At 70.7% G+C, this 24152-nt stretch carries 18 protein-coding genes; 8 read left to right on the top strand and 10 right to left on the bottom strand.

The window, feature by feature from the left end; translation table 11 throughout:
- Positions 1–301: 301 nt before the first annotated feature.
- Genes AB0K36_RS29340 through AB0K36_RS29325 form a run of 4 tightly spaced genes read right to left on the bottom strand, consistent with a single transcriptional unit; the run spans position 302 to position 4134 of the window.
- Positions 302–985, bottom strand: a complete 684-nt coding sequence (locus tag AB0K36_RS29340; RefSeq protein ID WP_364600087.1) for an ABC transporter permease — start codon at positions 983–985, stop codon at positions 302–304.
- A 34-nt stretch (positions 986–1019) separates the two neighbouring features.
- Positions 1020–1835: an ABC transporter permease gene (locus tag AB0K36_RS29335; RefSeq protein ID WP_435877958.1), complete on the bottom strand. Its 816-nt coding sequence runs from the start codon at positions 1833–1835 to the stop codon at positions 1020–1022.
- A 5-nt stretch (positions 1836–1840) separates the two neighbouring features.
- Positions 1841–2806: an ABC transporter ATP-binding protein gene (locus AB0K36_RS29330; RefSeq protein ID WP_364600119.1), complete on the bottom strand. Its 966-nt coding sequence runs from the start codon at positions 2804–2806 to the stop codon at positions 1841–1843.
- Between the two features lie 29 nt (positions 2807–2835).
- The gene (locus AB0K36_RS29325) at positions 2836–4134 is read right to left on the bottom strand and encodes an NYN domain-containing protein (protein WP_364600083.1); all 1299 of its coding nucleotides are present in this window, start codon (positions 4132–4134) and stop codon (positions 2836–2838) included.
- 235 nt (positions 4135–4369) lie between these two features.
- On the opposite strand from AB0K36_RS29325, the gene AB0K36_RS29320 reads away from it, so the two are divergent.
- Positions 4370–4543 carry a hypothetical protein gene (locus AB0K36_RS29320; RefSeq protein WP_167306870.1) on the top strand — a complete coding sequence of 58 codons (174 nt, stop codon included), beginning with the start codon at positions 4370–4372 and terminating at the stop codon, positions 4541–4543.
- Between the two features lie 79 nt (positions 4544–4622).
- On the opposite strand, the gene dnaE is transcribed toward AB0K36_RS29320, so the two are convergent.
- Positions 4623–8162, bottom strand: coding sequence for a DNA polymerase III subunit alpha (dnaE, locus tag AB0K36_RS29315; protein WP_364600081.1), 3540 nt, complete (start codon positions 8160–8162; stop codon positions 4623–4625).
- Between the two features lie 178 nt (positions 8163–8340).
- Here dnaE and AB0K36_RS29310 point away from each other — a divergent pair, with 178 nt between their 5' ends.
- The 5 genes from AB0K36_RS29310 to AB0K36_RS29290 all read left to right on the top strand — a co-directional run bounded on the left by AB0K36_RS29310 (position 8341) and on the right by AB0K36_RS29290 (position 14365).
- Positions 8341–9666: a DUF2252 domain-containing protein gene (locus AB0K36_RS29310; protein WP_364600079.1), complete on the top strand. Its 1326-nt coding sequence runs from the start codon at positions 8341–8343 to the stop codon at positions 9664–9666.
- Positions 9667–9745: 79 nt separating this feature from the next.
- Positions 9746–10435: a hypothetical protein gene (locus AB0K36_RS29305; protein WP_435877957.1), complete on the top strand. Its 690-nt coding sequence runs from the start codon at positions 9746–9748 to the stop codon at positions 10433–10435.
- A gap of 56 nt (positions 10436–10491) precedes the next feature.
- On the top strand, positions 10492–11307 hold the full coding sequence (locus AB0K36_RS29300; protein WP_364600075.1) for a DsbA family protein: 816 nt from the start codon (positions 10492–10494) through the stop codon (positions 11305–11307).
- Positions 11308–11433: 126 nt separating this feature from the next.
- The gene (locus AB0K36_RS29295) at positions 11434–13080 is read left to right on the top strand and encodes an alkaline phosphatase D family protein (RefSeq protein WP_364600073.1); all 1647 of its coding nucleotides are present in this window, start codon (positions 11434–11436) and stop codon (positions 13078–13080) included.
- Between the two features lie 286 nt (positions 13081–13366).
- Positions 13367–14365, top strand: a complete 999-nt coding sequence (locus tag AB0K36_RS29290; RefSeq protein WP_364600071.1) for a zinc metalloprotease — start codon at positions 13367–13369, stop codon at positions 14363–14365.
- 128 nt (positions 14366–14493) lie between these two features.
- On the opposite strand, the gene AB0K36_RS29285 is transcribed toward AB0K36_RS29290, so the two are convergent.
- Positions 14494–15063: a dienelactone hydrolase family protein gene (locus AB0K36_RS29285; protein ID WP_364600069.1), complete on the bottom strand. Its 570-nt coding sequence runs from the start codon at positions 15061–15063 to the stop codon at positions 14494–14496.
- Positions 15064–15109: 46 nt separating this feature from the next.
- Between AB0K36_RS29285 and AB0K36_RS29280 the strand changes: the two genes are divergently transcribed.
- Positions 15110–16264: a mechanosensitive ion channel family protein gene (locus AB0K36_RS29280; protein WP_364600067.1), complete on the top strand. Its 1155-nt coding sequence runs from the start codon at positions 15110–15112 to the stop codon at positions 16262–16264.
- 51 nt (positions 16265–16315) lie between these two features.
- Here AB0K36_RS29280 and AB0K36_RS29275 read toward each other — a convergent pair whose 3' ends face one another.
- From AB0K36_RS29275 to AB0K36_RS29260, 4 genes are read right to left on the bottom strand one after another with little or no spacing between them, the layout of a single operon-like run.
- Positions 16316–16789 (bottom strand): GNAT family N-acetyltransferase, encoded by a 474-nt coding sequence (locus tag AB0K36_RS29275; protein ID WP_364600065.1) that lies wholly within the window; start codon positions 16787–16789, stop codon positions 16316–16318.
- The gene (locus AB0K36_RS29270) at positions 16786–17727 is read right to left on the bottom strand and encodes an RluA family pseudouridine synthase (protein WP_364600064.1); all 942 of its coding nucleotides are present in this window, start codon (positions 17725–17727) and stop codon (positions 16786–16788) included. Before AB0K36_RS29270 ends, AB0K36_RS29275 begins: the two co-directional genes overlap by 4 nt.
- 17 nt (positions 17728–17744) lie before the next feature.
- Positions 17745–18305: a signal peptidase II gene (lspA, locus tag AB0K36_RS29265; protein ID WP_364600063.1), complete on the bottom strand. Its 561-nt coding sequence runs from the start codon at positions 18303–18305 to the stop codon at positions 17745–17747.
- Positions 18306–18365: 60 nt separating this feature from the next.
- Positions 18366–19925, bottom strand: coding sequence for a TraR/DksA family transcriptional regulator (locus AB0K36_RS29260; RefSeq protein WP_364600061.1), 1560 nt, complete (start codon positions 19923–19925; stop codon positions 18366–18368).
- A 561-nt stretch (positions 19926–20486) separates the two neighbouring features.
- On the opposite strand from AB0K36_RS29260, the gene ileS reads away from it, so the two are divergent.
- Positions 20487–23627 carry an isoleucine--tRNA ligase gene (ileS, locus tag AB0K36_RS29255; RefSeq protein WP_364600059.1) on the top strand — a complete coding sequence of 1047 codons (3141 nt, stop codon included), beginning with the start codon at positions 20487–20489 and terminating at the stop codon, positions 23625–23627.
- Positions 23628–24152: the final 525 nt, after the last annotated feature.

The raw sequence follows: 24152 nt of genomic DNA, 5'->3' as shown, positions 1-24152 counted from the left end.
CGCGCTGCGCGCGGTGTTTCGGGGGCTCTGCCCCGGACCCCCGCGCCTCAATCGCCGGCGGGGCTGAAGTTGCCTCCGCCGCCGGCCAGGCTGGATGCCGCGCAGCGGCATTTCAGCCCGCCTGGGGGCACCTCCCACGGCCGCCAGGCCGTAGGGGGAGATTGAGGGCACCGCGCGAAGCGCGGTACGGGGTCCGGGCGGAGCCCGCCACGCGGCGGAGCCGCACATCGGTACAGCGGGAAGGGGCGGGGAGGGGACAAGCCCCCGCGCAGCGGCCACGCCCGCCACCCGCAGGGAAACGTCACTGCCGGGGCGCAGCCGCCCCCGTCGCCCCCGTCGGCCACTCCGCCTCCGGCTCCGGATCCCGCGGCCCGAACAGCGCCGTCAGCCCCAGATGCACCACCATCGCGGCCACCGGCCACGCCAGCAGCGCCCCCTTCGCCCGCAGGTCCAGGTACGCGTCGAAGGTGACCCCTTCGCCGACCTGGCGCGCGTGCTCCACCACGTCCCTCGACGGGCCGAACCACACGCCGATGCCCCAGCCCAGCAGGGAGCCGAGCACGGCGCCGACCGCCAGGGCGACCACCACCGCGATGCCGCCGCGCCTGCGGAAGAGGAAGACGGCGACCGCGGTCAGCACACCGAGGGCGACGCCCAGCAGCAGGAACGTGCCGTCCGCGCCGATCGCCTCCTCGCCCTCGGTGTCCTTGAGGAAGACCGCCTCGTCGTTGGAGACCAGCGGTACCCGCGGCGCCAGCCACAGCCAGAGGAAGCCCAGGGCAATGCCCAGGAGCGTGACGGCCACGAGGATCAGCGCGGAGTCCCGCAGGTCCTTCCGCAGCTCCGCGGCCGACTCGGCCTCGTCCTTCGCCGGGTCGTAGGCGTACATCGAGGACGGACCCGGTCCGGTGGGCGGCGCCTGCCAGGCGTTGTCGTCCCGGGAAGGTTCGTGCGGCTGGTGCGGCGGCGTCAGAGGTGCGGTCACACCGCCATCGTGCCAGGCCCGCCCGGGTGACGCCTCACCGGACCGCTGCCCGCCGGTAGGCCCACGTCGCGACCGCCAGGGAGACGACGCCGACGGCCGCGCAGACCGCGAGGTCGAGGGCGACCGAGGGCCAGTCCGGGTGGGCGTCGAAGGTCCGGGCCATGGCCTCGACCCCGTACGTGGACGGCAGCAGATCACGCGCGTAGGAGACCGGTTCCGGCAGGCGGTCGGCCGGCAGCACGCCGAGCAGCAGCGCCGCCGACATGCCCAGCTGCCCGAGGAGCGTGGCCATTTCCTGGCGGGGCGCCAGCAGGCCGAGGGCCGCGCCCAGTCCGGCGAGGGCCGCGCCCGACAGCGGGATGACGGCGGCGAGCACCCACAAATGTGTCAGCGGCAGCTCGAACAGCACACTTCCGGCGACGGCCGTCACCACCGTCCCGGGCACGGTGAAGGAGGCGTACGCGCCCGCCGCGCCGAGCACCACCGCCGCGGGCGGCACCGGCAGGGTGGCGTAGTGGTCGAGGCCGCCTCCGGCGCGTAGCTGGCCGAAGTACTGGGCGAGCAGGTTGAGCGCCACGAAGGCGACGACGAGCACGCTCGCGCCCGCGACGACGGCGCGAGCCTCGTCGCCGCCGTCGACGACGCCCCGCATCAGGACCATGATCCCGACGGACTGGAACGTCGCCACGAAAAGCAGCGGGATGCGGGCGACCCGCGCCCGGGAAAGCTGCGCCCGGTACACGGCCGCCAGCGCCGGCAGCAGCCGCGCTCTCGGGGCGAGAGGCGCGGCGGCGGTCTCCTCCGCCGGCGTCCGGCGCGCGGACACCGCCGCGTCGGATTTGGCGGACACGATGCTCACGCCTTGACCAGCCCCTTCGTCGCGTTCCCCCCGAGTGCCAAGTACACGTCCTCCAGGCTCGGGGTGGCCAGGGTGAAGTCGTCGAGCGCCGCGAAGGCCGCGCCGCCGGTCACCGCGGCGACCGCCGCCCGCGCCTCTTCCGGGGCGAGCCGGAGAACCCAGCGCCGCCCCGATTCCTGCGCGGAGCCGCGCAGCGCGGCGACCTCGGGCACGTCGAGCGGGGCACGCTCGCGCCACACCAGCTCGACCCGTACCTCGCCGGCGACGTGTTCCTTCAGCCCGGACGGGCTGTCGCAGGCGATGACCCGGCCGCGGTCGAGGACGGCGACCCGGTCGAGGACCGTCTCCGCCTCGATGACGTTGTGGGTGACCAGGAGCACCGTCGCGCCGTGTTCGGCGCGGCGCCGGTCGACCGCCGCCCATACGGCGCGCCGTGCGACGGGGTCCATCCCGGTGGTGGGTTCGTCCAGCACCAGGACCGGCCGCTCGCCCACCAGGGTCGCCGCGAAGCAGGCGAGCCTGCGCTGTCCGCCGGAGAGTTTCTTGAGGGGGCGGCCGGCGAGGCCGGTGAGGCCCAGTTCCTCGAGGACGGCGTCCCGTTCCGCGCGTGCTTCGCGCGCGGACAGTCCGCGCAGCCGCCCGGTGGTCTCGGCGGCGAGCGCGACGGTCAGTTCGTCGAGCGCGGTGGACTCCTGGCCGAGGTAGCCGATGAGCCGGGCGGCGCGCTCGGGGTGGCGTACGAGGTCGTGGCCGAGGACGTGGACCGTGCCGGCGTCGGGGCGCATCAGGCCGGTGAGCTGTCGCACCAGGGTCGACTTGCCCGCGCCGTTGGGTCCGAGCAGCCCGAAGATCTCGCCGCGCCGCACCTCGAGGCTGATTCCGTCGCTGGCACGCACCTCGGGTGTACCGGGCGTGCCCCGTCTGCCGCGCGCGGCGGGGTACGTCTTGACCAGATCCCGCACCACGCACACCGTACTCACGAGGTACGAGACTACGGGGTCCGCCCGCCCCGGATGCCCTCGGGCCCCGGCTGCTCACCCGCCGGGCCGTGATCCGCGGCCGTCCGTACGTCGATCTCCCGCCAGAAGCCGGCCCGGATCGCGTAGCGGTCGTGCTCGTCGATCTGGTCGTCCTTGTGCGCGAGAAGTCCGAAACGTGCGGCGTAGCGCAGCAGTTCGCCGTCGATGCGGTGCGGGATGCGGGGGTAGAGCGTGGACAGTTTCTGTACGTGGCCGTTCTCCGGCAGCCGCTCCATCCAGCGCCGCGCGAAGACCTGGCCGACCTCGAAGGGATCACCGCCGACGGTGGTGATGTCCTCCTCGCGGTCGGCCCAGCGCTGTTCGGCGCTGGTGAGCTGGGCGAGGGTGGGCAGTGAGGCGGTCTCCGGGGGTTCGCCCAGCGTTCCGCCGCCGGGCCGTTCGATCCAGCCCTTGTCGGAGGACCAGCGCAGGGTGGCGTTCGGCGGATGGGGTGCCGGATGGGCGGCGGAGGGCTGGCCGGGGGCCCGCAGCCCGGCGAGGTCCTTGGGTGTGGGTACGCCGCCGCCCTTGGGGCCGGCCGGGGCGGGTGCGGGCTGTGCGCCGTCCTCGGCCGGCGCGGTCCTGCTGCCGTTGCGTACGGCGTCCTCCGCGCGCTCCGCGGCGGCGGCGAGCGCCGACTCCGGCAGCGGCGCGGAGAGGATGGCCGCGATCTCGGGCCGGGGAACAGGCGGCGGCGCGCAGATGCCGGTGAGTTCCTTGGCCCGTACGGCCCGGGTGATCCAGGCACGGTCGAGGACCCGGCGCTCGTCGGCCTCCGCGACGAGGTCCTCCGACTGGTTGTAGTCGCCGTCCGCGGCCTGCACGGCCCAGAGGTGGACGGCGACCCCGTGTTCCTTCGCGGACATCAGGCCGGGCAGCAGGTCGCCGTCGCCGGTCACCAGGACCACGTCGGAGCAGGCCCGGTTCCTGGCCAGTTCGGTGAGCTCCGCGTGCATCGCCGCGTCGACGCCCTTCTGCGCCCAGCGTCCGTCGCTTCGGGTCAGGGCGCCGAGCCGGACGGTCACCCGGGGCATCACCCGCAGCCGCCGGTGCTCGGGTTGCGGGACACGGTCGGGGGCGCCGTCGAACCAGTAGATCCGCAGCAGGGGTTGCCGGGTGTCGGCTTCCGCGAGTTCGCGCAGGCCCTGGATGAGGGACGCGTGGTCGACGGTGATCCGCGATCGTGCGGGCTCTCCGGCGAGAAGGCTGGCAGCGGCCCCCAGCAGATAGCCGGCGTCCACCAGGACGACGCAGCGGTCCACGCGTTCCACCCTCTTTCGGGAGCTCAACGGTGCTTCGAGATCCGGGATTGTTGCGGGTTTCCTTCGAGTCTGCCCGACCACGGGAAGGTTGACGTCCGGAACTCGATCATCGGCGTGGCGGATCGCGACGCGTACCGGCCCACCGGGGGCGACTACGGTCCGCAATGATCCAAAATGCGGCGGTTTTACGGGTATGTGAGTCTGGTCGCGGCCCTGGCCCCTAAACCCCCACAGGAGGCATCCCATGGCCAAGAACAAGAAGCAGGAACGCACTCAGAGCAAGGCTTCTCCCGCGGAGCGCGGCACCCAGCAGGCGCGCAGCTCCTCGATGGAGGCCCAGGCCGAGCAGCGGGCACAGGCGGTCACACCTTCCGACGTGGCTCACAAGGGCCGGCAGAAGCGCTTCGGTCACAACTGACCGTCCCGAAGCTGATCGCACAACGCCAGAAGGGGCGCTCCCGTGACGACGGGAGCGCCCCTTCTGCGTGCGGGACCGGTCAGCCGGCCAGACAGGACGGGCCGAGCAGTACCTTGAGGTCACCGAAGAGGGCGGGGTCGGGCTGGACGCGGTGCCGGTCGAGCCGCAGGACCGTGGTCTTGCGGGGGCCCTGGAGCTTGATCCGTACCTCGGTGTTGCCCTTGTGGTGGCTGAGGATCTCGCCGAGGCGGCTGACCATGGGCGGGGTGACCTTGACCGTCGGAATCGTCACCACGACCGGCGCGTTGGTGCCGGCCGAGGACAGGTCGGGGACCATCAGCTCCATGGCGACCAGTCGCGGGATGTCCTCGCGCTTGTCGAGCCGGCCCTTGACGAACACGACCGTGTCCTCGACGAGCTGGGTGGAGACGAGCTGGTAGGTCGCCGGGAAGAACATGCACTCGATGGAGCCGGCCAGGTCCTCCACGGTCGCGATCGCCCACGCGTTGCCCTGCTTGGTCATCTTGCGCTGCAGGCCGGAGATGATGCCGCCGATGGTGACGACCGCGCCGTCCGCGTGTTCCCCGCCGGTGAGCTGGGAGATGGCGGCATCCGTCTTGTCGGACAGGACGTGCTCGATGCCGAAGAGCGGGTGGTCGGAGACGTAGAGGCCGAGCATCTCTCGCTCCTGCGCGAGCAGGTACGACTTGTCCCATTCGACGTCGGAGAACTCGACGTCGAGCCCGAAGCCCGGCTCGTCGCTGACTTCCTCGCCCATGCCGCCGAAGAGGTCGAACTGCCCTTCGGCCTCCTTGCGCTTGACCGCGACCACGTTGTCGATCATCGGCTCGTGGTGGGCGACCAGGCCCTTGCGGGTGTGGCCCATCTCGTCGAACGCGCCGGCCTTGATCAGGGACTCGACGGTGCGCTTGTTGCAGACGACGGCCTCGACCTTGTCGAGGAAGTCCGGGAAGGAGCTGTACTTGCCCTTCGCCTTGCGGGTCTTGATGATCGACTCGACGACGTTCTGGCCGACGTTGCGCACGGCGGTGAGGCCGAAGAGGATCACGTCGTCGCCCTGCGCGGCGAAGTTGGACATGGACTCGTTGACGTTGGGCGGCAGCACCTTGATGCCCATGCGCCGGCACTCGTTCAGGTAGACGGCCGACTTGTCCTTGTCGTCCTTGACCGAGGTGAGCAGCGCCGCCATGTACTCGGCGGGGTGGTTGGCCTTGAGGTAGGCGGTCCAGTAGGAGACCAGGCCGTACGCGGCGGAGTGCGCCTTGTTGAAGGCGTATCCGGCGAAGGGGACCAGCACGTCCCACAGGGCCTGGATGGCCTCGTCGCTGTAGCCCTTCTCGCGGGCGCCCTTCTGGAAGAGGACGAAGTTCTTCGCCAGTTCGTCGGGCTTCTTCTTGCCCATCACGCGGCGGAGGATGTCGGCCTCGCCGAGCGAGTACCCGGCGATGATCTGTGCGGCCTTCTGCACCTGCTCCTGGTAGACGATCAGGCCGTAGGTGACGTCCAGGACCTCCCGGAGGGGCTCCTCCAGCTCCGGGTGGATCGGCGTGATCTCCTGCTGCTTGTTCTTGCGCAGGGCGTAGTTGGTGTGCGAGTTCATGCCCATCGGGCCCGGGCGGTAGAGCGCGGACACGGCGGAGATGTCTTCGAAGTTGTCGGGCTTCATCAGCCGCAGCAGGGAGCGCATGGGCCCGCCGTCGAACTGGAAGACGCCGAGGGTGTCACCGCGCTGGAGCAGCTCGAAGGTCTTGGGGTCGTCGAGCGGCAGGGAGAGCATCTCCAGGTCGATGCCCTTGTTGGACTTCACCATCTTGATGGCGTCGTCCATGATCGTGAGGTTGCGCAGGCCGAGGAAGTCCATCTTCAGCAGGCCGAGCGACTCGCACTGCGGGTAGTCCCACTGGGTGATGGTCACGCCGTCGGTGTGCCTGACCCACACGGGGACATGCTCGGTGATGGTCTCGCTGGACATGATCACGCCGGCGGCGTGCACGCCCATCTGCCGGACCAGGCCCTCGACGCCCTTGGCGGTGTCGATGACCTTCTTCACGTCCGGCTCGTTCTCGTACATCGCGCGGATCTCGCCGGCCTCGCTGTACCGCGGGTGCGAGGGGTCCGTGATGCCGTTGAGGTCGATGCCCTTGCCGAGGACGTCGGCGGGCATGGCCTTGGTCAGCCGGTCGCCCATCGCGTACGGATAGCCCAGCACGCGGGCGGAGTCCTTGATGGCGTTCTTCGCCTTGATCTTGCCGTACGTGCCGATCATGGCGACCTTGTCGGCGCCGTACTTCTCCGTGACGTACCTGATCACCTCGACGCGCCTGCGCTCGTCGAAGTCGATGTCGACGTCGGGCATGGAGACGCGCTCGGGGTTGAGGAACCGCTCGAAGATCAGACCGTGCGGGATCGGGTCGAGGTCGGTGATGCCCATGGCGTACGCGACGATCGAGCCCGCCGCGGAACCACGGCCGGGGCCCACCGCGATGCCCTGGTTCTTGGCCCACATGATGAAGTCGGCGACGACGAGGAAGTACCCCGGGAACCCCATCTGGATGATGACGTCCATCTCGTACTCGACCTGCTTCTGGCGGTCCTCCGGGATGCCGCCGGGGAAGCGGCGCTCCATGCCGCGCATGACCTCCTCCTTGAACCACGTCACCTCGGTGTGGCCCTCGGGGATGTCGAACTTGGGCATGAGGTTCTTGGCCTCGAACATGCCCGCCGTGTCGACCTGCTGCGCGACCAGCAGGGTGTTGCGGCAGCCCTCCTGCCAGGCGTCGGAGGAGTCGATCGCGTACATCTCGTCGGTCGACTTCAGGTAGTAGCCGGTGCCGTCGAACCGGAAGCGGTCGGGGTCGGAGAGGTTCTTGCCGGTCTGGATGCACAGCAGCGCGTCGTGGGCGGCGGCCTCGTGCGCGTAGGTGTAGTGGGAGTCGTTCGTGACCAGGGGCGGGATGCCGAGCTTCTTGCCGATCTCCAGCAGTCCGTCGCGGACGCGGCGCTCGATCTCGATGCCGTGGTCCATCAGCTCCAGGAAGTACCGGTCCTTGCCGAAGATGTCCTGGTACTCGGAGGCGGCCTTCAGGGCCTCGTCGAACTGGCCGAGGCGCAGCCTGGTCTGCAGCTCTCCGGAGGGGCAGCCGGTGGAGGCGATCAGGCCCTCCGACCACTGGGCGATGGTCTCCTTGTCCATACGCGGCCACTTCTGCAGCCAGCCCTCCGCGTACGCGTCGGAGGAGAGCCGGAACAGGTTGTGCAGGCCGGTGGCGTTCGCCGCCCAGATCGTCTTGTGGGTGTAGCCACCGGAACCGGAGACGTCGTCGCGCTTCTGGTGCGGCTGGCCCCACTGGATCTTGCGCTTGTTCCGCCGGGACTCGGGGGCGACGTACGCCTCGATGCCGATGATCGGCGTGACGCCGGCCTTCTTGGCGGAGTGGAAGAAGTCGTACGCCCCGTGGAGGTTGCCGTGGTCGGACATGGCGATATGGGTCATGCCCATCTCGTTGCACGCCTCGAACATGTCCTTGAGCCGCGCAGCACCGTCCAGCAGCGAGTACTGGGTGTGGACGTGAAGGTGCGTGAAGGGCGGCTTGGTCACGGCGGCGGGCCTCCGGGCTGCAATCTCCTGGGGGCGGACCCCCAGACCCCCGCTTTGGGGGACAGCGTGGAAGTCTACGTCGCCGCACTGACACTCCGAGGGCACTCCTGCGTACCTTCATGCGTTGGACGGGGCGGAAATGCTGTCCCATTTGTCATGTACCAGGAGGCGCTCAGAGATGCCGGTCCCGCAGCCCACCGCCGAACAGCGCGGCGAGGAGATCCTCGCCGTCTTCGACACCGCCTTCGGCGAGCTCCTGGCCGCCGACCCGGCCGCCTTCAGGGTCAAGTTCCGCAAGATGGCGGCCTCGGCGTTCGCGTTCTACCGGGGCACGGCCTGTCTCTTCTACAACGACATGGAGCGGGACCGGCACACCGGCCCCTACCTGGACGAGCGGACGAGCCGGGTGTGGATCCACGGCGATCTCCACGCGGAGAACTTCGGCACGTACATGGACGCCAACGGCCGGCTGATCTTCAACGTCAACGACTTCGACGAGGCGTACGTCGGCCCCTTCACCTGGGACCTGAAGCGGCTGGCCGCCTCGCTGGCCCTGATCGGCTACACCAAGGCGCTGAGCGACGAGCGGATCACGGAACTGGTGCGGATCTGCGCGGCCGCCTACCGGGAGCGCGTCCACGCCCTGGCCACCGGCGCGAAGGAGGACGACGTACCGCCCTTCACGCTGGACACGGCGGACGGGCCGCTGCTGGGCGCGCTGCGGATGGCGCGTTCGCTGACCCGGTTCTCGCTGCTGGACTCGATGACCGAGATCCGTGACTTCGAGCGCCGGTTCGCGTCCGGCGGCGGCTCGATCGAGCTGGACGCGGCGACCCGGTACAAGGTCCTGGCCGCCTTCGACGGCTATCTGGAGACGCTGCCGGACTCCAGCCTGACCCGCCCCGACTCCTACCGCGTCAAGGACGTCGTGGGCCGGCGCGGCATCGGTATCGGCTCGGCCGGTCTGCCCTCGTACAACATCCTGCTGGAGGGCAACAGCGACGCCCTGGAGAACGACGTCGTGATCTACATGAAGCAGGCCCAGACCCCGGCGGTCTCCCGGCACATCACCGACCGGGAGGTCCGCGAGTACTTCCAGCACGAGGGGCACCGCACGGTCATCTCGCAGCGCGCCCTCCAGGACCACGCCGACCCGTGGCTGGGATGGACGGAGCTGGACGGCTCCGGCCAGCTGGTGGCGGAGGTCTCGCCGTACGCGGTGGATCTCGACTGGTCCGACATCGACGAGCTGGACGAGATCGCCGCCGTCGTCGCCGACCTCGGCCGTGCGACGGCGACCATGCACGCCGCCGCCGACGACGAGAGCGGCCACTCCCTGGTGCCGTTCTCCACCGAGCGGGCCATCGACGCGGCGATCGCCGCGGACGAGGAGGGCTTCGGCGACCTGCTCGTGGACTTCGCGCACCGCTACGGCGCGAGGGCCCGGGCCGACCATCAGATCTTCGTCGACCTGTTCCGCAACGGCCGGATCCCGGGCCTGTAGGCGCGGGCGCCCGGCCGGAGATCTTGACGGGCTCCTCTTTTAAGAGGCTCTTAAGGAACGCATGGCACACTCGGCGGCGATGGACATGTCCGGGACGCGGCTCAGGGGGCTGCGGGCAGCGATCTTCACGGCACTGGTCGTGACGCTGTCCGCCGCCTCCCATGTGCTGCTGTCCCGCGCCCCGCTTCCGCTGTCCACCGTCGCCGCCCTCGTCGCGGCCGTGTTCGCCGCCGCCTTCGCGCTGTCGGGCAGGGAGCGCGGGTTCTGGCGCATAGCCGGGCTGCTGATCCCGCTGGAGCTGGCCGCGGACACGGTCTTCACCACCGGCCAGCATGTCTGCTACGGCCCCGCGGGCGGACCGGTCGCGGGTTCGCTGCGTGCCGTCGGGTTCGACGTGCTGTGCGGCGGCGAGGTCGGCTCGACGCTGCCGGGCACGGCGCTGCCCGGGGACGAGCAGGGCCTCGCGGCTGTGCTGAACAGTCCCGACCCGGCGCAGCCCTGGCTGCTGCTGGCCGCCCACGTCTGTGTCGGCCTGCTGGCCGCGGCCTGGCTGCGGCGCGGCGAGGCGGCGGTGGCCGCTCTGGTGCGGGCGGTCGGCGCCGTCGCCTTCCGGCCGCTGCTGCTGGCGGTGGCCGCGGTGCACACACCGGGCCCCGCGCGGCCGGTGTCACGTCCTGGCCGGTACCTGCCGCGCTCTTCCCGCACCCGTCTGCTGGTGCACTCCGTGGGACGGAGGGGACCACCCGTTCCGGTCGCACTCTGCGCCTGAACCGGAGATCCCCCTTTTCTTTCGTCCCCGCACGACCCCACACGGAGTGAATCATCATGAGCAAGCGCAACAGCCAGGCCAACAAGGCGGCGGCACGCGAGCGGCTGCGCGAGGAGCGCGAGCGGCAGGCCAGGAAGGACAAGGTCCGCCGGCAGCTCGTCGTCATAGGCTCGGGCATCGCGGTGCTCGCCGTCGCCGGCGGTATCGGCTTCGGCATCATGCAGGCGAACAAGCCCGGCCACTGGGAGTCGGTGGCCGAGCAGTCGAACGTCACCGCGCCGAAGAACACCTCGGGCAAGAACGGGACGACCGTCGTCGTCGGCAAGGACAGCGCGAAGAAGACGCTGGAGCTGTACGAGGACTCGCGCTGCCCGGTCTGCGCGACCTTCGAGCAGGCGGTCGGAGAGACGGTCGACAAGGACGTCGAGGCCGGCAAGTACAAGGTCAAGTACATCGGCGCCACCTTCATCGACGACGCCACCAACGGCGAGGGCTCCAAGAACGCGCTGAGCGCGCTCGGCGCCGCGCTGAACGTGAGCCCCGATGCCTTCCTCGCCTACAAGTCGGCGCTGTACTCGGCCGAGTTCCACCCCGAGGAGAGCGACGACAAGTTCGCCGAGGACTCCTACCTCCTCAAGGTCGCGGACTCGGTGCCCGCGCTCAAGAGCAACGCGGAGTTCAAGAAGAACGTCGAGGACGGGACGTTCGACGCCTGGGCCATGAAGATGTCGGAGACGTTCGACAAGAGCGGCGTCAACGGCACTCCGACGCTGAAGATGGACGGCAAGAAGGTCACCGCGGAGGGCAGCGACAACGCGCCCATGACGGTGGAGGAGTTCAGCACGGCGATGGACAAGGCGCTGGCAGGCTGATCCCCGCCCTCCCGGGAGCCGTGGGCGGTCCGGAGGGCGAAGCGCTGGTTTACCGCTCCGGATGGGCGGGCGAACTTTTTCCGTTCGCCCGCCCGTTCGACGTACTGATCAGTAGTCTGATCGGCCGTGACCAGTCGATTTTCCTCAACTCCCAGTCGCCGCACGGTCGTCAAGGCCGCTGCCGCCACCGCTGTCGCCGCACCCGTTCTCGCGGCCACCGCCTCCCCCGCCGGCGCGGCGGACCAGGCTCCCGTATTCCTCCACGGCATCGCCTCCGGCGACCCGCTGCCCGACGGCGTGCTGCTGTGGACCCGCGTCACTCCGAGCGCGGACGCCCTGCCCGGTTCCGGCAGGGGCGCCGACACCGAGGTGGCCTGGGAGGTCGCCGAGGACCTGGGCTTCACCAGGATCGCGGCCCGCGGCACCACCGTCTCGAAGGCGGCCTCCGACCACACCGTCAAGGTGGATGTGCGCGGTCTGCGTCCGGGAACCTCCTACTGGTACCGCTTCACCGCCGGTGACGCCGTCTCCCCCGCGGGCCGCACCCGTACCGCCCCCGCCACCGACGCGGCCACGCCGGGCGTGCGCTTCGGCGTGGTGTCGTGCGCCAACTGGGAGGCCGGCTGGTTCTCCGCGTACCGGCACCTGGCGGCCCGCGGCGACCTCGACGCGGTCCTGCATCTCGGCGACTACATCTACGAGTACGCCGCCGGCGGCTACCCGGCCGAGGAGTACGGCGTACGGAAGCACGCGCCGCTGCACGAGATCGTGACGCTCGCCGACTACCGGCTGCGGCACGCCACCTACAAGACGGACGCCGACCTCCAGGCGCTGCACGCCGCGCACCCGCTGATCGCGATCTGGGACGACCACGAGCTGGCCAACGACGCCTGGTCGGGCGGCGCGGAGAACCACACGCCCGGCGCCGAGGGTGAATGGGCGGCCAGGGTCGCGGCGGCCAAGCAGGCGTACTTCGAGTGGATGCCGGTGCGCACGTCCACCGAGGGCACCGTCTACCGGCGGCTGCGCTTCGGCAAGCTCGCGGATCTGCATCTGCTGGACCTGCGTTCCTTCCGCTCGCAGCAGTCGGGCATCGGCAACGGCGATGTGGACGACCCGGACCGCACGCTCACCGGCCGGGCACAGCTGGACTGGCTGAAGTCCGGCCTCACCGCCTCCGGCGCGTCGTGGCAGCTGGTCGGCACCTCGGTGATGATCTCGCCGGTCGCGTTCGGTTCGCTTCCCGCGCACCTGCTGGAGCCGATAGCCGAGTTGATGGGCCTGCCCAAGGAGGGGCTGGCCGTCAACGTGGACCAGTGGGACGGCTACACGGACGACCGCAAGGAACTGCTGGCCCACCTGACGCGGAACGGCATCGAGAACACCGTCTTCCTCACCGGCGACATCCACATGGCGTGGGCGAACGACGTCCCGGTCAGGGCGGCGACGTATCCGCTCTCGGCGTCCGCGGCGACCGAGTTCGTCGTGACGTCGGTGAGTTCGGACAACCTGGACGACATCCTCCATGTCGCGCCGGGGACCGTCTCGCTGGTCGCGTCGGCGGCGGTGCGCGCCGCCAACCGCCATGTGAAGTGGGTCGACATGGACGCCCACGGCTACGGCGTGCTCGACGTGACCGCCGAACGCTCGCAGATGGACTACTACACGATCTCCGACCGGACGAAGCAGGACGCATCGTCGTCGTGGTCCCGCTCCTACCGGACGCTCAGTGGAACCCAGAAGGTCGAGCGGGTGAACCAGCCCGTGCGCTAGGGGCGATTTCCAGCCACGCAGCGACACGTTAACGGAAGATCACATCATCACGACGGGTGGCGTGTTCCGCACCATCAATGCGGACACACCACCCGTCGTCGTCACTGCATTCGTTACGTGCGTATCTCAAACCCCGGACACGGCCGAAACGTTTCTCCCCGATGTCCGTAATCACCCTTGGATTGATTGGGCTTGAAGGGTCCTCATCAAGATCTGACATGCACCCGTAATCTCCCCGGCGGTGGCCAGGAAAGGCCCCCTTCACAACCCCCCGCGAGGAGACGTAATGCGCGCTCTTGCCCGTATATCCCCCCGGCTGCGCCACCGCGCAGTCGGTACGGCGATCATGGCCGGAACCCTGGCCATCGCTCCGCTCTCCGCCCCGGGCAGCGTCGCCGCGCCGAAGGCGGCCGTTTCGGCCACCTCCTCCGCCGAGGAGTGCGCCGAGGACGCGCACGCCGGCGCCGCCGCCCGTGAGACCCGTCCCGGCGCCGGCCACGCCCACGAGCCCAACGAGATCTCCGAGGCCAAGGCGAAGGCCATGGACGCGGACCTCAAGAAGCGGCTCGACGCCGCCCGCACCACCGGCCGTGACCTCTCCGCCGCCGCCGCGACGACGATCCCGGTCTACTTCCACGTCATCCACGACGGCGAGACGGGCAAGCTCACCGCCGCGCAGATCAGCAGCCAGCTCGCGGTCCTGAACGCGGCCTACGCGGGCCAGGGCACCGGCAACGTCGACTCCAGCTTCCAGTTCACCCTGGCCGGCACCGACTACACGAACAACGCGTCGTGGTACAACCTGACTTCGGGCTCCACCGCCGAGAAGCAGATGAAGTCCACCCTCCGCCAGGGCGGCGCCGGCGCGCTGAACTTCTACACCGCCAAGCTGGGCGGCGGCCTGCTCGGCTGGGCGACCTTCCCGTCCTCGTACAACTCCAACCCGTCCATGGACGGCGTGGTCGTGCTCGACGCATCGCTGCCCGGCGGTTCGGCCGCCAACTACGACGAGGGCGACACCGCCACCCACGAGGTCGGCCACTGGATGGGGCTCTACCACACCTTCCAGGGCGGCTGTAACGGCAACGGCGACTACGTCACCGACACCCCGGCCGAGAAGAGCCCGGCGTACGCCTGCCCCACGGGCCGTGACAGCTGCGCCAGCAAGACCGGTGTGGACCCGATCCACAACTTCATGGACTACACGTACGACGCCTGCATGTACCAGTTCACCTCGGGCCAGGTGCAGCGGATGAAGGACCACTGGACGGCGTACCGCGCCTGATCCTGCCGCTCCGACAGGTCCGCCCGGCGCGCCCTGTGCGCGCCGGGCGGACCGCCGTTCCCGATGTCACGTACCGAGGTGCTCGACCTCACGTACCGGGCGGACCGACGTGCTCGTCCGTCCGCCCGTCAGAGCGTCTCCAGGAACCCGAGGGCCGTCCGCCAGGTCTGCTCCGCCGAAGTCTCGTCGTAGTCGGGCAGATCGGGGTCGGTGAACAGATGCCCGGCCCCCGGATAGCGGTGCACCTCCACGTCCGCGCCCGCCCGCTGCATCCGCAGGTACCAGGTGTTCAGCCAGTCGTGCGGCTCGAACGGATCCGGGTCCGCGACGTGCAACTGCACCGGCAGACCGTCCACGCTCGCGCCCTCCGCGATGTCGGACGTGCCGTGGAGAAGCAGCAGCCCGCGCGCCTTCTCGTCACCGAGCGCGAGGTTCTGCGCGAGCGCCCCGCCGAGCGAGAACCCGGCATAGACCAACCCCTGGTCGGAGTGGGGCGCGGCGGCGTGGATCGCCCGCCGCAGCAGCTCGTCCGTGCCGATCTTCTCCCTGAGATCTCTGCCTTCCTCGACGGTCCCGGCGGTTTGCCCCTCGAACAGGTCGGGCACGCGCACCTCGTGCCCTGCGGCACGCAGCCGGTCCGCGGCCGCGTGCACCGCGGGGCGCAGACCGAAGGTCGAATGGAAAAGGATGACGTTCATCCGGCCATCCTGCCAGCCGCCTTCACCGGCACGGAGTTACGGAGACATGGAGAACATATTGCGCCCGACGGCCGTTGTCGGCGGAGCGGTCCTGCTCACCCTCGCGCTCGGCTGGGCCGTCGACCGCGTGCTGCGCCGGATCGACGACCGCCACCCGGAGACACCCCTGTGGGACATGCTGCGCCGCTGTCGGCTGCCGCTCCAGGTGGTGGTCCTCGGGGCCCTGTTGAGGGGTGCCTACCGGGAGACCCGCTGGTCGCTCGTCGAGCGCCACGAGGCGCTCATCGGGCATGTGCTCTCGCTGGTCCTGATCGGCGCGAGCGCCTGGCTGGTGACGCGCATCGTGTCCGCCGCCGTGGAGTCCTCGTACACCCGTTACGCGTCCTCCACCCGCGACCCCGCCCGGGTACGGCGGGTGCGGACCCAGATCACGCTGATCATGCGGATCGTCACGGCCGTCGTCGCGGTGGTCGCCGTCGCCGCGATGCTGCTGACGTTCCCCGGCATGGAGAAGTTCGGCGCCTCGATGCTGGCGTCCGCGGGCATCATCGGCATCGTCGCCGGTGTCGCGGCCCAGTCCACCCTGGGCAATCTCTTCGCCGGCTTCCAGATCGCCTTCGGCGACATGGTCCGCATCGGCGACACGGTGGTGGTGGACGGCGAATGGGGCGTCGTGGAGGAGGTCACCCTCACGTTCCTCGCGGTACGGACGTGGGACGAGCGCCGCATCACCATGCCGGTGTCGTACTTCACGAGCAAGCCGTTCGAGAACTGGTCGCGCGGCGGGGCACAGATGACGGGGACGGTCTACTTCCAGCTGGACCACTCGGCACCGGTCGCCCTGATGCGCGAGAAGCTCCAGGAGATCCTCGCCGGCTGCAAGGCCTGGGACGGCAGGGACTGGAGCCTGGCCGTGACGGACACCACACCCAGCACGATCGAGGTCCGCGCGGTCGTGACCGCGAAGGACGCCGACGACATCTGGACGGCCCGCTGCACGGTGCGGGAGCAGATGATCGCCTGGCTGTACGAGAAGCACCCGTACGCCCTGCCCCGGATCGCCACGGCATCGGCCTCCCTGCCGCCGGACGGCCAGTGGCCGCGGCAGGCCGCTCCCCCGCGGGCGGAGGAGATCCACAGCAACAACGCGGGCGACTACACGCCCACGAGCGACGAGGCCCCCCGCACGGGCCGCGGCTGACGGGGCCGGAGCACCGGCGGTGCCTGCCCGCGGACCGTTCCCGGGCTGGCCCTAGAGGGCCCGACGCATCGCCAGGTGCGGAATGCCCGCGTCCAGGAACTCGGAGCCGTAGGCCGCGTACCCGAGCCGCTCGTAGAAACCGAGCGCATGGGTCTGCGCGTGCAGGTCCACGGCCGCGAGTCCGCGCGTCCGGGCCGCCTCCTCTATGGCCCGCACGAGCGCGATCCCCACCCCGAGGCCGCGCGCCGCCTTGCTGACGGCGAGCCTGCCGAGGGAGCCGACCGTAAGATCGCCGCCGGTCTTCTTGAGCGCCGAAGCGCCGTGCAGCAGCCGCCCGGTACCGAGCGGGCGGCCGTCCTCGGCCACGGCCAGCACATGGATGGTGTCCGCGTCCTCGGCGTCGTACGCGTCGTACTCGATCTCCTCGGGCACCTGCTGCTCGGCGACGAAGACCTCCTTGCGGACGGAGAAGCACGCCTCGCGGTCGGCCTGACCCACTGCCACCCGCACGCTGTACACCGTCACGCGCTCTCCGCCTCGATCCGGTCCAGCGCCTGCTGGAGGTCGGCCGGGTAGGTGCTCTCGTACTCCACCCACTGCCCGTCCGACGGGTGCTCGAAGCCCAGTCGCACGGCGTGCAGCCACTGCCGGGTCAGACCGAGCCGCTTCGCCATCGTGGGGTCGGCCCCGTACGTCAGGTCGCCCACGCAGGGGTGGCGGTGCGCGGCCATGTGCACCCGGATCTGGTGGGTGCGGCCCGTCTCCAGCTTGATGTCCAGCAGCGAGGCCGCGCGGAAGGCCTCGATCAGGTCGTAGTGCGTCACCGAGGGCTTGCCCTCCGCCGTGACCGCCCACTTGTAGTCCGCGGTGGGGTGCCGGCCGATGGGGGCGTCGATGGTGCCGCTGAGCGGGTCCGGGTGGCCCTGCACCAACGCGTGGTAGCGCTTGTCGACGACGCGTTCCCGGAACTGCTGCTTCAGCAACGTGTACGCGCGCTCGGACTTGGCCACGACCATCAGGCCGGACGTGCCCACGTCGAGACGGTGCACGATGCCCTGTCGCTCGGAGGCGCCCGACGTGGAGATGCGGTAACCGGCGGCCGCGAGACCGCCGATGACGGTGGTGCCGGTCCAGCCGGGGCTGGGATGCGCGGCCACGCCGACCGGCTTGACGATCACGACGATGTCGTCGTCGTCGTGCACGATCTCCATGCCCTCGACGGGCTCTGCGACGATCTGTACGGGTGCGGGGGCCTGCGGCATCTCCACCTCGAGCCAGGCGCCGCCGTGCACACGCTCGGACTTTCCGACGACCGAGCCGTCGACCTGCACCTTCCCGGCAGCGGCCAGCTCAGCAGCCTTCGTACGGGAGAACCCGAACATCCGGGAGATGGCGGCGTCCACACGCTCACCCTCCAGGCCGTCGGGTACGGGCAGGGTGCGGAACTCGGGAATCGTACTCACCCGTCGAGTATGCCTTGTCAGTCCTTGTGGACTGTCCCGTCGGGGTCCAGACCCTTGAACGACAGCAGCACGATGAGGACACCGCCGCACACGATCGCGGAGTCCGCGAGGTTGAAGACGGCGAAGTGCGCGGGCGCGATGAAGTCCACGACCGCGCCCTCGAAGACGCCGGGCGAGCGGAAGATCCGGTCCGTCAGGTTGCCGAGCGCCCCGCCCAGCAGCAGGCCGAGGGCGACCGCCCACGGACCGCTGTAGAGCTTGCGCGCCAGCCGCACGATCACGACGATCACGGTCGCCGCGATGAAGGTGAAGATGATGGTGAAGGCCTCACCCATGCCGAACGCGGCGCCCGGGTTCCGTACCGCCTCGAACTTCAGCCAGTCGCCGATGATCTCGATCGGCTCGTGGTGCTCCAGCTTGGCCACCACGAGCAGCTTGCTGCCGAGGTCGAGCAGATAGGCGATGAGCGCCACCGCGAACAGCACGGCGATCTTGCGCTTGCCCTTCGGCGGCTCGGCGGGCGCCGCAGCCTCGTCGTCAACATCTGGCGTACCGATGATGCGCTCCGCCTCTGCCACGTGAGTCCCTCAACCCTAGGTTCCTGACTGAGGACGAGGGTACGGCACGCCTCCGCGCGGTCAGCCCCTGCGTTCCTGCTTCTGCTTGCACTCCACGCACAGGGTCGCCCGCGGGAACGCCTGCATACGGGCCTTGCCGATCGCCTTGCCGCAGCTCTCGCACCGACCGTACGTCCCGGTGTCGAGCCGCTGCAGAGCGCGCTCCGTCTGCTCGAGCATCTCGCGGCCGTTGGCCGCGAGCGCCATCTCGTGCTCGCGCGTGATGTTCTTCGCGCCGGTGTCGGCCTCGTCGTCGCCGGCGCCGTCGCCGGAGTCCCGCATCAGCCCTGCGAGCGCCGCCTCCGAGGACGTGATCTCCGCGTTCAGCCGCGCCGCCTCGCCTTCGAGCTCGGCCCGCGCCTCGTCCACCTCAGCCTGGGTCCATGGATCCTCACCGGGCCGCACCGCCAGCTCGCCCGGCGGTGTCGCGGCCGCCGCACCGGCCGTGGGAACCGCCACCGCGCTCCCGCCTGCGCCTGATGCCCTACCCGCGGTCTTCTTCGCTGCCACCGTCCTGGCTCCTGTCTGCTTCGCGGCCTCGGCCGCCCCCTCGGCCGCGGGCGCGGCCTGTGTCGCGGCGGTCGCCCGGTCGGCGACCTCCGTGGTCACCGGTACGGGCGCCGGATCGGCGTCCGTACCGGCCTTCTTCCCGGCCCTGCGGGCCGTGGTCCTCTTCGCCGGCGCCGCCTTCTCGGCGCCGTCCGCCGCGGCGACGGCGTTCTTGCCCGACCCCGCCTCGGCGGCGTCCTCTGCCACACCCTTCTTGGCCGGGGCGGTCTTCCTGGCCTTGGCGGCCGCCTTCTTGCCGGGCGCTTTTTCGGTCCCGGCCGCCGCGGCGTCGGCGTTCTCGGTCGGCCCTGCCTCGGCGGCGTCCTCTGCCACACCCTTCCTGGCCGGGGCGGTCTTCCTGGCCTTGGCGGCCGCCTTCTTCCCGGGCGCTTTCCTGGTCCCGGCCGCCGCCTCACCGACGGTGGCCGGCTTCTCGCCGGCCGCCTTCTTGGCACCGGCCTTGCCGGCGGCGGCCGGCTTCCTGGTCCTGGCAGGCTCCTTCCCGGCCGGGGCCGCTGCGGCTGCCGGCTGCCCGGCTGCGGCCTCGTCGGCCGCGGGCGGCACGTCGGCCGCCGCCTTCTTGGCGCCGGCCCCGGTACGGGTGGTGCTCGTCGTGGTCGTGGTCGTCTTCGCTGAGGGCTCCTTGGCTGTCGTGCTGTCGGCTGCCGGCTCGGTCGTCTTCTTCGCGGGGGCCGCCGGGGCCTTCCCCGCCACTTCCTCGGCCACCGCCTTCTTCGCCGGGGTCTTCCTGGCTGTCGACCCGCTCGCCGTCGTCCTCTTCGCCGGAGTCCCGCCGCCGGACGTCTTGCGCGACGCGGACCCGCCGGTGGAGCGTGCCGCCGTGCCCGGCGCTCCCGTGGCGGCCGTCTTACGGGCCACCGGCTCCGCGGCGGTGCCGGCCGTCCGTGACGTGGACTTCCGGGGCGCGGCCTTCTTCCCGGAGGGTTCCCGGGAGGCCGGCCTCCCGGACGTCGCCCCCGCGGCGGCGGAACGCGCGGACGCCGTCTTCCCGGCAGTCTTCTTCGCCACCATGGCCGCGGCCCCTTCACATATTGTGATCTTGCTCGCGAATCGTGCTGGGACGATAAATCGACCCCAGCCCCGCGGCAACGGGGCACGCCGCCGGTTCGGCCCGCCCCGCGCTGCGAGAAGCCGGGACTGCATCGGTTGTGCCCAGCTCTCCGCCAGGTAATCCGCCATGGACACCGCACCGCACCCCCGGAGGACGTCCATGTCACGGGTGTGGCCATTCGGGTCAACCGCGCCGCGGTCGAAAAGCGGTCGGACGCTCGACGTCGAGGCCCGTACACTGGGCCCAGCGAAAGGCGTGGATGGGGACGAGTAGCGTCGTACGCAGCCATGAGCGACCCGGGGACGGTGAGAGCCCGGGGGCGAGCGCGACGTGAAGCATCACCCCGGAGCCGCCGGAAGAAAGCCGCGGGGATCCCGTGGCCGGTAGAACCGGCGTCGCGACCCCAATGAGGGGGCGGTGACCTGTGCACCGCCAAGGAGGGTGGTACCGCGGGAGCCGCGCAGCATCGGCGCTCTCGTCCCTCCGACGGAAGAAAAACTGTCCGCCGGAGGAGTTCGTAGATGACACCGCCCCAGTACCGTCAGGTGCCGGCCCAGGTCGACCTGCCCGCGCTCGAGCACGCCGTGCTCGACTTCTGGCGCGAGAGCAAGATCTTCACCAAGAGCCTCGAGCAGTCCGAGGGCCGCCCCGAGTGGGTGTTCTACGAGGGCCCGCCCACGGCGAACGGCATGCCCGGCGCGCACCACATCGAGGCCCGCGTCTTCAAGGACGTCTTCCCCCGCTTCCGCACCATGCGCGGCTACCACGTGGGCCGCAAGGCCGGCTGGGACTGCCACGGCCTGCCGGTCGAGCTCGCCGTCGAGAAGGAACTCGGCTTCTCCGGCAAGAAGGACATCGAGGCGTACGGCATCGCCGAGTTCAACGCCAAGTGCCGTGAGTCGGTGACCCGGCACACGGACGCCTTCGCCGAGCTCACGACCCGCATGGGTTACTGGACCGACCTCGACGACCCCTACCGCACCATGGACCCGGACTACATCCAGTCGGTGTGGTGGTCGCTGAAGGAGATCTTCAACAAGGGCCTGCTGGTCCAGGACCACCGCGTCGCGCCCTGGTGCCCGCGCTGCGGCACCGGCCTGTCCGACCACGAGCTGGCGCAGGGCTACGAGACGGTCGTCGACCCCTCCGTCTTCGTGCGCTTCCCGTTGACGAGCGGCCCGCTCGCGGGTGAGGCCGCGCTCCTGGTGTGGACGACGACCCCGTGGACCCTGGTGTCCAACACGGCGGTCGCCGCGCACCCCGAGGTCACGTACGTCGTGGCGACGAACGGCGAGGAGAAGCTCGTCGTCGCCGAGCCACTGCTGGAGAAGGCCCTCGGCGAGGACTGGGAGGCCACCGGGCAGACGTTCACCGGGGCGGAGATGGAGCGCTGGACGTACCAGCGCCCGTTCGAGTTGGTGGAGTTCCCGGCGGAGGCCCACTACGTGGTCAACGCCGACTACGTGACCACCGAGGACGGTACGGGTCTGGTCCACCAGTCCCCCGCGTTCGGTGAGGACGACCTCAAGGTCTGCCGCTCCTACGGCCTGCCGGTCGTGAACCCGGTCCGCCCCGACGGCACCTTCGAGGAGGACGTGCCGCTGGTCGGCGGCGTCTTCTTCAAGAAGGCGGACGAGGCGCTGACCGCCGACCTCGAGGCCCGCGGTCTCCTCTTCAAGCACATCCCGTACGAGCACAGCTACCCGCACTGCTGGCGCTGCCACACCGCGCTGCTGTACTACGCGCAGCCGTCCTGGTACATCCGCACGACGGCCGTCAAGGACCGGCTGCTGGCGGAGAACGAGGCCACGAACTGGTTCCCCGACTCGGTCAAGCAGGGCCGCTACGGGGACTGGCTCAACAACAACATCGACTGGGCCCTGTCCCGTAACCGCTACTGGGGCACGCCGCTGCCGATCTGGCGCTGCGAGGACGACCACCTCACCTGCGTCGGCTCGCTCGCGGAGCTGTCCGAGCTGACGGGGACCGACCAGTCCGGCCTGGACCCGCACCGCCCGTACATCGACGCGGTCACCTTCGACTGCCCGCAGTGCTCCGGCACCGCGACGCGTGTGCCGGAGGTGATCGATGCCTGGTACGACTCGGGTTCGATGCCGTTCGCGCAGTGGGGCTATCCGTACAAGAACAAGGAGATCTTCGAGAAGCGCTACCCGGCGCAGTTCATCTCGGAGGCGATCGACCAGACCCGCGGCTGGTTCTACACGCTGATGGCCGTCGGCACGCTGGTCTTCGACAAGTCGTCCTACGAGAACGTGGTCTGCCTCGGCCACATCCTCGCCGAGGACGGCCGCAAGATGTCCAAGCACCTGGGCAACATCCTTCAGCCGATCCCGCTGATGGACCAGCACGGCGCCGACGCGGTCCGCTGGTTCATGGCGGCCGGTGGCTCGCCGTGGGCGGCACGGCGCGTGGGCCACGGCACGATCCAGGAGGTCGTGCGCAAGACCCTGCTGACGTACTGGAACACGGTGGCCTTCCAGGCCCTGTACGCCCGCACCGCGGGCTGGGCCCCCTCGGCCGCCGACCCGGCCCCGGCGGAGCGCACGGTCCTCGACCGGTGGCTGCTCTCCGAGCTGCACGCCCTGGTGGACCAGGTCACGCAGGCGATGGAGGCGTACGACACCCAGCGTGCCGGCAAGCTGCTCTCCGCTTTCGTCGACGACCTGTCGAACTGGTACGTGCGCCGCTCGCGCCGCCGCTTCTGGCAGGGTGACGCGGCGGCGCTGCGGACGCTGCACGACGTGGTGGAGACCGTCACGCGCCTGATGGCACCGCTGACGCCGTTCATCACCGAGCGGGTCTGGCAGGACCTGATCGTCCCGGTCGCGCCGGACGCCCCCGAGTCCGTCCACCTGTCCTCCTGGCCGGAGGCCGACCTCGACGCCATCGACCCGACGCTGTCGACCCAGATGGCACTCGTGCGCCGGCTGGTCGAGCTGGGCCGCGCGACGCGTGCCGAGTCGGGCGTGAAGACCCGCCAGCCCCTGTCGCGGGCCCTGGTGGCGGCGACCGGCTTCTCGGCGCTCTCCGAGGAGCTGCAGGCGCAGATCACGGAGGAGCTGAACGTCTCCTCGCTGGCGTCCCTGTCCGAGGTCGGCGGCTCGCTCGTGGACACCACGGCCAAGGCCAACTTCCGTGCGCTGGGCAAGCGCTTCGGCAAGGGCGTCCAGGACGTGGCCAAGGCGGTCGCCGCCGCGGACGCCGCCGCGCTCTCCCTGGCGCTGCGGTCCGGCGAGGCGACCCTCGACGTCAACGGCGAGACGATCACGCTGTCCCCGGAAGAGGTCATCATCACGGAGACGCCGCGGGAGGGCTGGTCGGTCGCCTCCGACTCCGGTGCGACGGTCGCGCTGGACCTCGAGATCACGCCCGAGCTGCGCCGGGCCGGTCTGGCCCGTGACGCGATCCGCCTCATCCAGGAGGCCCGCAAGAACAGCGGCCTGGACGTCGCGGACCGTATCGCCCTCCGCTGGACCTCCGAGGACCCCGAGGTCACCTCGGCCCTGGCGGACCATGCGTCGCTGATCGCGGACGAGGTGCTGGCGACGGACTTCGCGGAGGGCGGGGCACCGGACGACACGTACGGTGCGCCGTTCACGGACGAGGGCCTGTCCCTGACGTTCCGCCTCCGCAAGGCGTAGCACGCCCTGACCCTGCGGGCCCGGCCACACCTGTGACCGGGCCCGCCGGCTTTTCCGAGACCCCGCGGACGGACGCACCCCGGCCTTGCCGGAACGCCGGCCCCACTGGCGTTTGAGGCGCGGGGGCCCGGCACGCGCCGGGTCCTGCTGACCTCGCCGCTGGCTCTTCCGGCTTCGCCGATACCCGCGGCCCGGACCGTGCCAGGCCCCGCCGACCCCGCCGGCTGGCCTTTCCGGCCTCGCCGACACCCGCGGCCCGGACCGTGCCAGGCCCCGCCGGCCTCGGCACGTTGTCGGGCGAGGTCGGGTGGGGTCGGGCTGCACCCGGTACGCGCGCATGGAGGCCGCTGCGCGGGGCCCGTTCCCCACCCCGCCCCTTCCCGAAACCGGGGCGGGCCCCGGACCCCGTGCCGCCCTGCGGGCGGCGTACCGCGCTCCGCGCGGTGCCCTCAAACGCCGGGCGGGCTGAAGTTGCCTGGCAACGTCAGCCTCGCCGGCGATTGAGGCGCGGGGGTGCGGGGGCGG

This window comes from Streptomyces kurssanovii, from assembly GCF_040677245.1.
GTDB classification, from domain to species: Bacteria; Actinomycetota; Actinomycetes; order Streptomycetales; family Streptomycetaceae; genus Streptomyces; species Streptomyces kurssanovii.
Note: the sequence above shows the minus strand (reverse complement) of the source record. Positions and strands in the feature narration are given on the sequence as shown.

What these genes read in the sequence shown, in the direction of transcription:
- AB0K36_RS29290 (WP_364600071.1), top strand. Translation starts at nt 13,367, where the DNA reads ATGCGCGCTCTTGCCCGTATATCCCCCCGGCTGCGCCACCGCGCAGTC.
- AB0K36_RS29300 (WP_364600075.1), top strand. Translation starts at nt 10,492, where the DNA reads ATGAGCAAGCGCAACAGCCAGGCCAACAAGGCGGCGGCACGCGAGCGG.
- AB0K36_RS29310 (WP_364600079.1), top strand. Translation starts at nt 8,341, where the DNA reads ATGCCGGTCCCGCAGCCCACCGCCGAACAGCGCGGCGAGGAGATCCTC.
- AB0K36_RS29305 (WP_435877957.1), top strand. Translation starts at nt 9,746, where the DNA reads ATGGACATGTCCGGGACGCGGCTCAGGGGGCTGCGGGCAGCGATCTTC.
- AB0K36_RS29260 (WP_364600061.1), bottom strand. Translation starts at nt 19,925, where the DNA reads ATGGTGGCGAAGAAGACTGCCGGGAAGACGGCGTCCGCGCGTTCCGCC.
- ileS (WP_364600059.1), top strand. Translation starts at nt 20,487, where the DNA reads ATGACACCGCCCCAGTACCGTCAGGTGCCGGCCCAGGTCGACCTGCCC.
- AB0K36_RS29280 (WP_364600067.1), top strand. Translation starts at nt 15,110, where the DNA reads ATGGAGAACATATTGCGCCCGACGGCCGTTGTCGGCGGAGCGGTCCTG.
- AB0K36_RS29320 (WP_167306870.1), top strand. Translation starts at nt 4,370, where the DNA reads ATGGCCAAGAACAAGAAGCAGGAACGCACTCAGAGCAAGGCTTCTCCC.
- AB0K36_RS29285 (WP_364600069.1), bottom strand. Translation starts at nt 15,063, where the DNA reads ATGAACGTCATCCTTTTCCATTCGACCTTCGGTCTGCGCCCCGCGGTG.